The sequence below is a fragment of the Prevotella mikamonis genome (assembly GCF_055381405.1).
Genome location: NZ_AP035785.1, coordinates 229,589 through 241,143 on the forward strand (window position 1 = coordinate 229,589; position 11,555 = coordinate 241,143).

At 47.2% G+C, this 11,555-nt stretch carries 13 protein-coding genes; 9 read left to right on the forward strand and 4 right to left on the reverse strand.

Annotated elements, in window-relative coordinates; all coding sequences use genetic code 11:
* Positions 1-23 precede the first annotated feature (23 nt).
* Both ACZ42L_RS00960 and ACZ42L_RS00965 read right to left on the reverse strand, forming a co-directional pair.
* Complete coding sequence (locus tag ACZ42L_RS00960; protein WP_464701617.1) at positions 24-500, reverse strand: LptE family protein; 477 nt, start codon at positions 498-500, stop codon at positions 24-26.
* Positions 501-540: 40 nt separating this feature from the next.
* Positions 541-1,791, reverse strand: a complete 1,251-nt coding sequence (locus ACZ42L_RS00965) for a sigma-54 interaction domain-containing protein (RefSeq protein WP_464699905.1) — start codon at positions 1,789-1,791, stop codon at positions 541-543.
* Between the two features lie 436 nt (positions 1,792-2,227).
* Here ACZ42L_RS00965 and ACZ42L_RS00970 point away from each other — a divergent pair, with 436 nt between their 5' ends.
* The 5 genes from ACZ42L_RS00970 to ACZ42L_RS00990 all read left to right on the forward strand — a co-directional run bounded on the left by ACZ42L_RS00970 (position 2,228) and on the right by ACZ42L_RS00990 (position 6,254).
* Positions 2,228-2,848 (forward strand): ABC transporter ATP-binding protein, encoded by a 621-nt coding sequence (locus tag ACZ42L_RS00970; RefSeq protein ID WP_464699907.1) that lies wholly within the window; start codon positions 2,228-2,230, stop codon positions 2,846-2,848.
* Positions 2,849-2,881: 33 nt separating this feature from the next.
* Positions 2,882-3,652, forward strand: coding sequence for an ABC transporter permease (locus ACZ42L_RS00975; protein ID WP_464716369.1), 771 nt, complete (start codon positions 2,882-2,884; stop codon positions 3,650-3,652).
* 26 nt (positions 3,653-3,678) lie between these two features.
* Entirely contained in the window at positions 3,679-4,554 is an 876-nt protein-coding gene (locus ACZ42L_RS00980; RefSeq protein ID WP_464716370.1) for a DNA/RNA non-specific endonuclease, read from the forward strand.
* 77 nt (positions 4,555-4,631) lie between these two features.
* Positions 4,632-5,420 carry a Nif3-like dinuclear metal center hexameric protein gene (locus ACZ42L_RS00985; protein WP_464716371.1) on the forward strand — a complete coding sequence of 263 codons (789 nt, stop codon included), beginning with the start codon at positions 4,632-4,634 and terminating at the stop codon, positions 5,418-5,420.
* Positions 5,421-5,423: 3 nt separating this feature from the next.
* Complete coding sequence (locus ACZ42L_RS00990; RefSeq protein ID WP_464703192.1) at positions 5,424-6,254, forward strand: zinc ribbon domain-containing protein; 831 nt, start codon at positions 5,424-5,426, stop codon at positions 6,252-6,254.
* Between the two features lie 123 nt (positions 6,255-6,377).
* On the opposite strand, the gene ACZ42L_RS00995 is transcribed toward ACZ42L_RS00990, so the two are convergent.
* A complete protein-coding gene (locus tag ACZ42L_RS00995; protein WP_464699917.1) occupies positions 6,378-7,181 on the reverse strand; it encodes a DnaJ domain-containing protein in 804 nt (267 codons plus the stop codon).
* A 346-nt stretch (positions 7,182-7,527) separates the two neighbouring features.
* Between ACZ42L_RS00995 and ACZ42L_RS01000 the strand changes: the two genes are divergently transcribed.
* Both ACZ42L_RS01000 and ACZ42L_RS01005 read left to right on the forward strand, forming a co-directional pair.
* Positions 7,528-8,001 (forward strand): helix-turn-helix domain-containing protein, encoded by a 474-nt coding sequence (locus tag ACZ42L_RS01000; RefSeq protein ID WP_464699919.1) that lies wholly within the window; start codon positions 7,528-7,530, stop codon positions 7,999-8,001.
* A 160-nt stretch (positions 8,002-8,161) separates the two neighbouring features.
* Positions 8,162-8,623, forward strand: a complete 462-nt coding sequence (locus ACZ42L_RS01005) for a GTP pyrophosphokinase (protein ID WP_464716372.1) — start codon at positions 8,162-8,164, stop codon at positions 8,621-8,623.
* 157 nt (positions 8,624-8,780) lie between these two features.
* On the opposite strand, the gene ACZ42L_RS01010 is transcribed toward ACZ42L_RS01005, so the two are convergent.
* A complete protein-coding gene (locus ACZ42L_RS01010) occupies positions 8,781-9,233 on the reverse strand; it encodes a type I restriction enzyme HsdR N-terminal domain-containing protein (protein WP_464699923.1) in 453 nt (150 codons plus the stop codon).
* 42 nt (positions 9,234-9,275) lie between these two features.
* Between ACZ42L_RS01010 and holA the strand changes: the two genes are divergently transcribed.
* Together holA and ACZ42L_RS01020 are read left to right on the forward strand one after the other, a co-directional pair.
* Entirely contained in the window at positions 9,276-10,307 is a 1,032-nt protein-coding gene (gene holA / locus ACZ42L_RS01015; RefSeq protein WP_464716373.1) for a DNA polymerase III subunit delta, read from the forward strand.
* A gap of 777 nt (positions 10,308-11,084) precedes the next feature.
* Positions 11,085-11,549: a helix-turn-helix domain-containing protein gene (locus ACZ42L_RS01020; protein ID WP_464716374.1), complete on the forward strand. Its 465-nt coding sequence runs from the start codon at positions 11,085-11,087 to the stop codon at positions 11,547-11,549.
* Positions 11,550-11,555: the final 6 nt, after the last annotated feature.

Below are 11,555 nucleotides of genomic sequence, written 5' to 3' on the forward strand. Positions count from 1 at the left end.
AGCTGTGCTTTTCTTATATGATATTACCAGTTGGCTACCGTTGCATTGAATATTTGCTCGGTGATGTCGTCAATCATCTGTGTCACCAGTTCTTCCTGTACCGAGCTGAGACTGCGGGTAGACTCGTACGTAGCGCTGGATGTGAACGACTGTTCGAAGTCTTCCTTGTGGTTTACGCGGTTCGTAAAGCGCACGTTGACCGTGATAGACAGCTCTACCTGGGCCGATGTGCCTTCGCTCGATACAGCCTTGTTGCGCTGGTTGTATTGAGAAATCTCGCCCTCTATCTTCAAGTCGCCGTTGCGCTTCACCTGAATCAGGCGGGTATGGTCGGCAAACTTATCCTTCAGCTTGTTGTTGAACATCGACGCCATAGGCCCCCATACGTAACTGCTGCGGATGGGAAACTCGACTATCTGGATGGTCTTGGTCTTGGTATAGTCAATGCTCGAACCATTGAACTTGTAGCTGATGGAGCAGGCGGAGAGCAATAGGGCCATACACAGTATGACAGCCGATGCCTTGCGGTGGTGTCGTAAACTATTTATTGCTTTCCAAACCATATTGCTTGATTCTTCTATAGAGTGTTCTGTCGGATATGCCCAGTTCGATGGCAGCCTTCTTTCGGTTGCCTCCATTGCGTTCCAGCGCTTTTTCTACCATCTGGCGGCCGAGGTCGCTCAGGTTCAGGCTCTCCGGTTCTTCTATCTCTTCGGCCACGGCTTCTTCGGCCGCAGTGCCGCCAGTGGCAGCCACTACGGGGTAGGGCGTGGGTACGGCGGGCATCAACGGGGCGTCGTTCACAGGCAGCGTATTGTTGAATCCGCCTGCACCGGCCAGATGATGAAGCTCGTCGAACTGCTTGCGCAGGTTGTTCATGTCGCGTCGCAGGTCGCCCACGTTGCCACGCAACTCGTACAATATCTTGTATAGTATTTCGCGCTCGCTCTCGTACGAGTGTGCACCGGGCTTGGCAATGGTGGCCAGTTGGGTGCTCTCTACATCCTGCGGGATGAAGTGTAGCAGTGTCTCTTCGTCTATTTCGCGCTTCTCGCTGAGTATAGACATCTGCTCGGTGATGTTCTTCAGCTGTCTGACGTTGCCCGGCCATTTGTATTTCAGCATGATTTGCTTAGCTCGCTCGGTCAGTGTCACCTTGGGCAGATGGTACTTCTCGGCCATCTGCATGGCAAACAGGCGGAACAGCAGGATGATGTCCTCGCCTCTGGAGCGCAGGGGCGGCATCTGTACGGGGATGGTGTTCAGGCGGTAGAACAGGTCTTCGCGGAAGCGCCCTTCGCTCACAGCCTTGCGCATGTTCACGTTGGTGGCTGCCACGATACGCACATCCGTCTTCATAATCTTCTGCCCGCCCACGCGGATATATTCTCCCGTTTCGAGCACGCGCAGCAGGCGGGCCTGCGTGGCAAGCGGCAGTTCGCCCACCTCGTCGAGGAAGATAGTGCCCTTGTTGGCCGTACCGAAGTAGCCTTCGCTTTCGCCTATAGCCCCTGTGAACGAACCTTTCTCGTGTCCGAACAGTTCGCTGTCGATAGTACCTTCGGGAATTGAACCACAGTTGATGGCAAAATACTTCTCGCGACGACGTGGGGAGTTGTCATGAATCACACGTGGGACAATCTCTTTGCCCACACCGCTTTCACCTATTATCAATACGCTCAGGTCGGTGGGTGCCACCTGTAGGGCGACGTCCAAGGCTCTGTTCAGTTCGGCACAATTACCGACGATGTTGTAGCGTTGCTTTATCTTTTGCAGTTCGGATGTATTCATTGGATGACAAAATTACGCATTTTATTCCAAAGGTCTGTAATTTTGGCAGTATATTTATCTAATTTTAGGTAACAATCTCGTGCGATTGTGCTGGAAACCTGGAAACCGATGAGCTTCGAACATTTCGATTTTTCCTTCTATCCACTTGTAAATTGACATTCCCCATAGGCTAAAACAATCTCCAGCTTGTTTACTTGTCTACTCGTCAACTTGTTAACTTAAAAAACTGCAAGGCCTTGGCAGCGTTACTGACTAGGCTCGGCAGCAGTGCTGTCTGGGCTTTGCAGCATCGCTGTTGAGCCTTTGCAGTAAAATGGTCTGTGTGTGGGGCGGTCGGGAAGTGGGCGAGAGGTGAGGTCAATAAAGTTATTGTGAGTTGGCATGATAATCATTTTTTATCTTTAACTTTGCATACGGTATCATTTACTATTTGGTAATGTTAGAGATAAAAGACCCGTCGTTGACGCTTGGTGGACGCGAACTGCTGCGACCGCACCACTCATTCATCGTGCATGAGGGGGAGATACTGTGTGTCACGGGCGACAAGGGTAGTGGCAAGACCGCGCTACTGCGTGCCTTAATGGGATTGCAGCCACTTGACAGCGGGTTTGTCAATACCGATGGCGACTTGCTCGATGAGCGGTCGGCACCATATCTTCGCAGGGAGATGGGCTATGTTCCGCAGTGTCTGGACTTGCCCCATGAGACGGTGGAGCAGTTGATAAAAGAGTATCTAGGTATGCAGGTGAATGCTTTGCAGCCAGTGGACAGGGAACAGCTATTGGCCCAATGGCGGGCTATGGGCATTGACAAGGCTTACTGGCAGAAACGGGTGGAAGATGTGCCGCGTGGTATGTTGCAGTGGATTTTGGTGAGTCTTATTGCAGTGACCAAGAAGAAATATGTGCTTGTAGACGAGTGGGATGTGGCGCTGAATCGCCAGTTGGTGATGATGGCACTGCGGCAGATGGCCGACAACGGGGCTGCCGTGGTGGTCGTGAGCAACGATGGTACTATCTATTCCGGTTGTCAGAAGCATATTGCACTGAGTGAATGAACAAGGAATAAATGATATATAACATTTGAGGAAATGGCTATAACGATAGGAGGATTGATTGCCGGACTGGTGTTGCTGATGATACCGCTGTTCGTGATATACCGGTTTAACCTGGGGCTGTTGCGTCAGTTGGCGGTCTCGGTGGCCAAGATGGTGGTCTATGTCGGACTGCTGGGCATCTTTGTCGGCGTTTTGATGAGATGGGATAGTGTGGTGCTGAACATCCTGTGGGTGCTTCTGGTGGCCGTGCTGGGGGCGTCTTCGGTCTTGATGCGGGCTAAGCTGAATGTGGCGCGATTCATCGTTCCTGTCTCCGTGGGGCTGTTTACTGCCGCCCTGGTGGTGGGGCTGTATTTTGTTTTTCTGGTACTGAAACCGCAGAGTCCGCTGAGTGCGCAGTTTTTCCTGCCATTGACAGGACTCCTGCTGGGCGCTATGCTCGAAGTCAATGCCAAGGCGCTGCATATATATTATATAGGTATAAGGAATCACCATCAGCTCTATGACTATTTGTTGGGCAACGGTGCGACGCATGGCGAGGCTGTAGGCTACTTCGTTCGCAGGGCTTTGCAGCGCAGTCTGACGCCCTGTCTGTCGCGGATGGCGCTGATTGTGGTGGCCCATGCACCTGTGATGATGTGGATGTTGCTGCTTGCCGGCGTCGATATTTGGACGGCTGTGGGGCTGGAGATACTTGTGCATGTGGCAGCATTGGCCGGTGTCTGTATCTCAATGGTCGTTACGTTGTTCGTGGCTCGCAGGTATGCTTTCGACGGATATGGCCGTCTGAAGAACGTGGCGTAGAGGAAGTTAGCTGTAATTTAGAACCGATGAAAAGATATTTGTTGAGTATATACGCCTTCGTGGGCGTCTCGTTGTTGTGCAGTTGTCAGTTTGGTAATGCCGGACATCGCCGATTGATGCCTGGTATCAGTAAGGATAAGGAGGCGTGGGCGAACAAAGATGAGGTGGTTGTGGAAACTGGTGCAGAAAGCGAAAGTGTGTCTGTGGCGACCGATGATGACATGCTGATGCAGAAGACGCCGGTCGGACTGTCTGCCCAGATACTGCGCCGAACGGGGTATGTGGTGTCCTATAATCCCGAAACGCGCATTCCTAACTGGGTGGCATGGAAACTGACGGCCGACCACGTAACTGGTCCTTATAAGCGCAAGGGAGTGGAGTTTCATGCCGACGATGAGGCTGAAGGACCGCGGGTAGATACGTATGATTATGCAAGGTCGGGATATGATCGTGGTCACATGTGTCCTTCGGGCGATAATAAGTGGAGCAGGGAAGCGCAGGAAGAATCGTTCCTGATGACAAACATGTGCCCGCAAAACCATCAGCTCAATACAGGCGACTGGAATGAATTGGAAATCCGCTGCCGTCGTTGGGCACAGGAATATGGGAGCGTGTACGTGGTTGCCGGGCCTATCTTGTTCGACCGGAAGCATAAGACGATAGGGCGCAACAAGGTAACTGTGCCCGAAGCCTTCTTCAAGGTGGTACTGTGTATGGAAGGAAGGCCTAAGGCTGTGGGCTTCATCTACCGTAATGAGAGTGGTAACAGACCGCAGGGAGACTACTTGAACTCTGTAGACCAGATAGAACGCATTACAGGTTTCGACTTCTTCTCGGCCCTGCCCGATGCCATTGAAAATAAAGTGGAAAAGGAGGCCGACCTGAATGAATGGAAATACTAAAAGTTGTTAACCATTGCCTTTCTGTGATTAGAATGTAAATAAAAAGCAGTACCTTTGCCATTCGCAAAGTGCTGAATATGAAAATAAAACAGGTGGTTAATGCCCTTGAACGATTCGCGCCTCTGCCCTTGCAGGAAGACTACGATAATGCCGGCTTGCAAGTAGGATTGACAGAAGCGGAGATTTCAGGGGCTTTATTGTGTCTGGACGTTACGCCCAAGATTGTCGACGAAGCAGTGGAGCTTGGTTGTAATCTCATCGTGTCTCATCATCCCCTTATTTTTCATAAACTACGGTGTTTGACCGATGAGAACGAGGTGCAGCAGACGGTGCGTAAAGCTATCGAGAACCATGTGGCCATCATGTCGATGCACACCAATATAGACAGTGTTGAGGGTGGCGTGAACTATAAAATTGCGCAGAAGCTGGGGCTTCAGAATCCCGTATTCTTTGGTAAGACGAAGGTTGTCGATGGTGTGAATGGTGGCGAAGGTGTTGTAGCAGAGTTTGAAACGGCGGTGGCAGCAGACGACTTGGTGTTGCTGTTGAAGCGTACTTTCGACGTGGAATGTGTGATGTGCAATCAGTTGTTGCGCCGTCCTATTAAGAAAGTGGCCATCTGTGGTGGTGCAGGCTCGTTCCTGTTGGATGATGCCATAGCTGCCGGAGCCGATGCGTTTGTCACAGGTGAGATGCACTATCACGACTATTTCGGCCACGATCAGGAGATACAGATAGCAGTCATCGGCCACTATCAGAGCGAACAATATACAAACGAAATATTTAAATCAATCATAGAGGAAGCGTGTCCGGGGGTAGCTTGCTATCTCACGAAGACGAACACGAATCCTATAATTTACTTATAATATATGGCAAAGAAAGATCCTACAGACTTGTCAGTAGAGGAAAAGCTGAAGACCCTCTATCAGTTGCAGACCACATTGAGTGGTATTGATGAGAAGAAAGCACTCCGTGGAGAGCTTCCACTCGAAGTTCAGGACCTCGAAGATGAGCTAGAAGGCTTGAATACCCGCGTGGAAAAGATAGAATCGGAGATACGCGAATTCAAGGATGCAATGGCTCAGAAGAAAGAAGAAATTGCTAAGGCCGAAATCAGTGTAAAGCGTTATCAGGAGCAGCTTAACGACGTTAAGAACAACCGTGAGTACGATACACTGACCAAGGAGATTGAGTTTCAGTCGCTGGAAATCGAACTTTGCAACAAGAAAATCAAAGAGGCTCTCATCAAGATAGAAGAGAAGAAGGTTGGTTTGGAGCAGGCTCAGGCATTGATTTCGGAGCGCGAAGCTGACTTGGAACACAAGAAGAGCGAGCTGGAAGAAATCATGCAAGAGACTCGTGAAGAAGAAGACAGACTGAAGGCAAAGGCAAAGGATTTGGAGACAAAGATTGAACCGCGCTTGCTTTCCAGCTTCAAGCGTATCCGTAAGAATGCCCGCAACGGTCTGGGAATCGTGTATGTGCAGCGTGATGCTTGCGGTGGTTGCTTCAATAAAATACCGCCACAGCGCCAGCTTGACATCAAGATGCACAAGAAGATTATCGTTTGCGAATACTGCGGACGCATCATGGTAGACCCCGAATTGGCCGGTGTAAAGACCGAGCATGTGGAAATGGAGGAGAAACCCAAGCGTAAGCGTACTATCCGCAAGACGAAGAAAGAGGAAGAAGAGGATTAAAGACCTCTTGAACGATAAGTTATCTTACTAAAAGGACATAAGACTTACCGACGTATACGTGCTGATATTCAGCAGCTGTGGAAGCGTCGGTAAGTCTTATGTCCTTTTGTCTTTATATGCGATTTACAATCCGCGGGCCTTGTAAATCTTTTCTTTAGCCTCGTTGATTTCCTGTAGTTTCTTTTCGGCTGCCTTGCGAATGTCCTCGCCGAGGGCTGCCACGCGGTCGGGATGGTGCTTGAGTGCCATCTTGCGATAGGCCGTCTTCACCTCTTCATCGGTCGCTGTGGGGGCGATGCCCAGTACCTGATAGGCTGCGTCGAGATTGTCTTTGCCGATGTTGAGCAGTGAATTGACGTCGTCATTGTCCATGCCAAGCTGTCTTCCTATGAACCGGATGGCCTCTGTCTCAGCTACTACGACGCTGCCGTCTGCCTGTGCTATCATGAGCAGGAAGTGGAGTAGTTGCAATCGCTGGGCATAATCCATGTTCATGGCTATCTGTCTGCACGAGTCGGCAATGATGTTCCGATAGGCAGCTTCGCCCATCTGCTTCTGCTGTTCGAACAGTCTTCGCATGATTTGGTCGCCCTGCTGCACCGCAGCCTCGCCGAAATTCTGGCGCAGGAAGTTGCGTATCAGTTCCATTTCGGAGTGCATCACACGGCCATCGGCCTTCACTTCGTACGAAGCAAGTACCAATAGTGAGAACAGGAAAGAGTTGCGCTGGCCCTCATACGACTGGCTATAGCCCTGCCGGTGGGCCGAATTCTGTTGATTGGTTGTGTGTCTAGGCTCGTTGTCGGGCGTGTTTACTGCATCCAGGCCGGCATCGAACAGTGCGCCGAGAGCAAATCCTGCAAGTGCGCCGAGCGGTCCTGCATTGATAAAACCGAGGAATCCTCCTATCCATTTTCCTACTGCCATAGTGTATTAGGGTTGTTGTGAATAAATCTGAACAGGGCTTTCGGACCGCATGTTCGTCAGTGTGGTGATATGATGCGGTTGCCATCGGCAGCCCATTATATGAAAGCAAAATGTATGCCACTTGTCGGTATGTGCCTTACATCGTACAGGGAAGAGTGTAGTTTCGTAGCTGCCAGGAAGGTAAGAGGGAATGTTTGTAGGCCTTGCAGAGTGATAAAGTGAGTTTAATTATCAAAAAAAAGGAACGGATATGGTGTGGTGTGTCAAATATTTATTAATTTTGTCGGCCAAGTTAGGTATTACCACTGTATGAAGTGGGTTTAAGGTAATAAAGTTTTAGCGGAAGATGGCAAAGTATAACATTAAAGAAAAGAAAGAGAAAAAGGCGGCTTACCGCACATACATGAATCCGGATGTGAAGGACGACTTGTATGAAAAGATTCGTAATAAGATTGTATTGGAAGCTAAGTATAAGGATAAAACTTATAGTGCAAGGCAACTTGCCAGCGATCTTGCTACTAATGTAAGGTATATTTCGGCTGTATGTGCCGACCGTTTCCACATGAATTACTGTGAGTTGGTGAATTCGTACCGTATCAACGAAGCCATGAGCATTTTGGCAGACAGACGTTATGCTAAGTTGAGAATGGAAGACGTGAGCGAGATGGTGGGATTTTCTAACCGGCAGAGTTTCTATAGTGCATTCTTCAAGTTGCAGGGCAAGACTCCCCGTCAGTACAAGAAGGAGTTTCTGAAAGTAGAGCCTGCTGCCGAAAAGAAGCAAGGTCGTCGCGGACGTCCGTCCAAGCAGACGGTTTAAGCTGGAGCAGCGGTAAGCGAAGAAAACAGGGAGAGCATGACTGGCAGGTTTGTCGGTCATGCTCTCTTTCTTTTGTTGGAGTGTGTAATAAAAAGTCGTGGTAAGCGAACACTTATCAACTTATTTTACTATATTTGTGAAATCATTAAATGATGCGGCTATGAGAAATGTTGATATTCTTTATGCAAAGGCCATGACACTAGCCATTGAGAAGCATGACGGGCAAACCGATAAGGGTGGAGCTAAGTATGTGGAGCATGTGAAACGTGTGGCTGCACGATGTAATGCAGATGAAACAAAGATTGTAGCATTGCTGCACGACCTGTTGGAAGACACGGATGTGACGTCCGATTTCTTGCTCTCTATGGGATTTCCACAGGAGGTTGTGGACGACGTGTTGGCTATGACTCGGCGGGAAGGGGAGAACTATGCCGACTTCATCTTGCGTGTGGAGCAGTCGGAGCGAGGTAAGGAAGTGAAGATTGCCGACCTGGAAGACAACATGGATATTCGTAGATTGAGCGAATTGACAGAAGAAGATTGCCGGCGTCTATGCAGGTATTTGCATAGCTGGAGGTATCTTCGAGGTTTGGAAAAGGATACAAGTAAGATATTGGGATAGCCACTTCTTCTTTGAATAGTCTGTCAGCTGTGTCTCGTCAACTTGTCAACTAAAAAACTGCAAGGGCTTGGCAGCGTTGCTGCAAAGCCCGAATAGCACTGCTGCAAAGCCTAGGCAGCAACGCTGCGAAGCCTTTGCAGTAATTCCCGTTTGTTTTCTATTCTATTTCAGTGTACATAGGTATGTCTTCGAGAAAGATGTATTGGTGACTCTCGTAGTCCATTTTGCAACAATAATGTTGCAGGCCGTTGCTTACGACGAGATAATCTACATGCAGGATGAGATTGTAGGCGGATATCTGGTCGAATACTTTCTGGGTGAGCGCAATGTGAGGCGCCTTGTATTCCACAATCATGCGTGGATGTAGGTGGGTGTCGTATAATACGCTGTCTGCACGCAGCGTCTTGCTGCCTACGCTGAGCTTTACCTCATTGGCCAATAGTGTGGCAGGATAGCCCTTTTGTTCTATCAGGAAATGTACGAAGTGCTGTCTCACCCATTCTTCCGGCGTCAGGGCTACATAGCGGCGTCTGAGCGGGTCGAAAATAGTCGGTTTGTCTTGGCTGCCCGACAATTTTATAGGGTATGGAGGCAGGTTTAATGGAATCATTTTCTTAACTTTGTCGATAACTACGACAAAGTTAAGGAAAAAATGGCTGAAAAACGACAATCCGGAATTTCTTATGAAACACTGATGCGCGACCTGACGGCCCGCAAATTTTCACCTATTTATATATTGATGGGCGACGAATCGTTCTATATCGACAAGATAGCCGACTATATAGCTGACCATGTGTTGCTGCCCGAAGAGCGTGATTTCAACCAGACAGTGGTGTTCGGGGCTGATATTACGGGAGCGCAAGTGGTCGATTTGGCCAAAGGCTATCCCATGATGGCTGAATATCGGGTGGTCATCGTGAAGGAGGCAAAGGATATGAAAGGGGCGGATGCGCTGGAAAAGTATATGGAGAAGCCGGTGAAATCTACCATACTGGTGCTTTGTCATAAGAATGGCACGCTCGATCGCCGTAAGAAGTGGGTGGGCAAGGCAGAGACTGCCGGTGTGGTTTTCGAAAGCAAGAAACTGAAGGATTATCAACTTTCAGGATTTATTAGCTCGTACTTGGCAGGACGGAAGGCCACGATTGAACAGAAGGCATCGCAGATGATAGCCGACCATGTGGGTGCTGACCTGCATCGTCTGACATCGGAATTAGATAAGGTGCTGATTTCTCTTTCGGCGAACGATAGGAGAGTGACTCCCGAAATCGTGGAAAGAGAAATTGGAGTGAGTAAGGATTTCAATGCGTTTGAGTTGAGAAATGCTATCATAAATCGTGACATTTATAAATCAAACCAAATTATTAATTATTTTGACAAGAACCCTAAGTCTGGTTCACTCTATGCGTTCCTCCCGTTACTCTTCTCTTACTTCGAGAATCTGATGGTGGCTCATTATGCTCCGAACAAAACTAATGAGGCAGAGTTGGCTCGGCATCTGGATCTCAGAAGTGCATGGGCGTTGAAGGACTATATCGTCGGGATGAGAAATTACACGGCAATGAAAACGCTCCAGATAATTTCCAAAATAAGAGAAATTGATGGTAAAAGTAAGGGATTGGACAATCCAAATACCTCTGCGGGAGACCTGATGAAGGAACTTATTTTCTATATTTTGCACTAAAAACACCTGTTTAGTCCCTTATTTCCTCTAGATTAAGTGCTCTTCAAGAGCACTTTTTTAATGCCTAAATACCTAATAATAGGGGATTTAGGCCTGTTTTACCCCCTCTGAAAATCGAATATTTGCAGCTTTTTGACCGTCTGTTCAGAATATGGCAGCCATGCTTATTTTGCAGTTTTTACACTCTTAAGTTTTTAGTATTCACATTTGTTAGTATTTAAAAAACTGTATCGAAGGTGGATAGTTTATGTTTTGAAATATAAATATGTGAAGATGGCGAGGTTGTCGTTTTTGTTTCGTTATTTAAATTAGGTTTGTGTATATGAATTTTGACACCCAAATATTTAAATATCTATATGTATACAGATATTTATTCGGTATATAGATATTGATATAAATGTATTGATAACTAGATAGTTATGTTGTTATAATAAACTAAATAATTAGGATTTTATACGATTTTTTGCTCCCTGTAAGCTGTAATATGCAATATAATAATTTGTATTTTTGTATTAACTAATTGTATATCAGTTATTTATGCTTTTATGCAAAACAAAAAGTTTGATGTATAATACTCTGTGTAATTTGTAATATACAAAACTGAATGGTATGTCTATAGAATGTAATGTGGATTTCCGAAGTGTAAAATCATAAACCTGAAATTTGTGTATTAAAATTGGATATAGATTTGTTGGTTATATGATTTTTTTGATTTATCTTTGTAAAACCAAAGCGAATATCCCATTTTGAGGGTTTACTCATCAAATTGAAGTGATTATGAAGGACAGAATCAGAAATATTATGGAGAGTCGAAAGATGACTCAACAAGAATTTGCAGAGTTCATTGGAATGTCTCCGGCATCGTTGAGCAGTATTTTTAATGGTCGTACTCGTCCGACTCTCAACATCGTCGAGGCCATAAAAAATAAAATTCCTACAATCTCTACCGATTGGTTGATGTTTGGCAGCGGCTCTATGTACGAGTCGTCTGAAGGAGATATGGGGCAATCAGTAGCGGAAACTCACTCCTCCACTGATGCCGGCATGTTAGACTTTTCTTCTCAAAATGAAATATCATCTCCAGATCTGTTTGAGGAAAACAGTGTTCAGAGGCCGCCGAGAATGGCTCAGAACCAGGCAAAAAATATTATTAATATTCTTGACAAAAAGTCACGTAAAATTACGGAAATTAGAATCTTTTTCGACGATAAGACGTGGGAGACTTTTGTGCCTAAGGAATAGTCGGGA

Coding starts and splice junctions, on each gene's coding strand:
- ACZ42L_RS00960 (WP_464701617.1), bottom strand. CDS start 500: ATGGCCCTATTGCTCTCCGCCTGCTCCATCAGCTACAAGTTCAATGGT.
- ACZ42L_RS00965 (WP_464699905.1), bottom strand. CDS start 1,791: ATGAATACATCCGAACTGCAAAAGATAAAGCAACGCTACAACATCGTC.
- ACZ42L_RS00970 (WP_464699907.1), top strand. CDS start 2,228: ATGTTAGAGATAAAAGACCCGTCGTTGACGCTTGGTGGACGCGAACTG.
- ACZ42L_RS00975 (WP_464716369.1), top strand. CDS start 2,882: ATGGCTATAACGATAGGAGGATTGATTGCCGGACTGGTGTTGCTGATG.
- ACZ42L_RS00980 (WP_464716370.1), top strand. CDS start 3,679: ATGAAAAGATATTTGTTGAGTATATACGCCTTCGTGGGCGTCTCGTTG.
- ACZ42L_RS00985 (WP_464716371.1), top strand. CDS start 4,632: ATGAAAATAAAACAGGTGGTTAATGCCCTTGAACGATTCGCGCCTCTG.
- ACZ42L_RS00990 (WP_464703192.1), top strand. CDS start 5,424: ATGGCAAAGAAAGATCCTACAGACTTGTCAGTAGAGGAAAAGCTGAAG.
- ACZ42L_RS00995 (WP_464699917.1), bottom strand. CDS start 7,181: ATGGCAGTAGGAAAATGGATAGGAGGATTCCTCGGTTTTATCAATGCA.
- ACZ42L_RS01000 (WP_464699919.1), top strand. CDS start 7,528: ATGGCAAAGTATAACATTAAAGAAAAGAAAGAGAAAAAGGCGGCTTAC.
- ACZ42L_RS01005 (WP_464716372.1), top strand. CDS start 8,162: ATGAGAAATGTTGATATTCTTTATGCAAAGGCCATGACACTAGCCATT.
- ACZ42L_RS01010 (WP_464699923.1), bottom strand. CDS start 9,233: ATGATTCCATTAAACCTGCCTCCATACCCTATAAAATTGTCGGGCAGC.
- holA (WP_464716373.1), top strand. CDS start 9,276: ATGGCTGAAAAACGACAATCCGGAATTTCTTATGAAACACTGATGCGC.
- ACZ42L_RS01020 (WP_464716374.1), top strand. CDS start 11,085: ATGAAGGACAGAATCAGAAATATTATGGAGAGTCGAAAGATGACTCAA.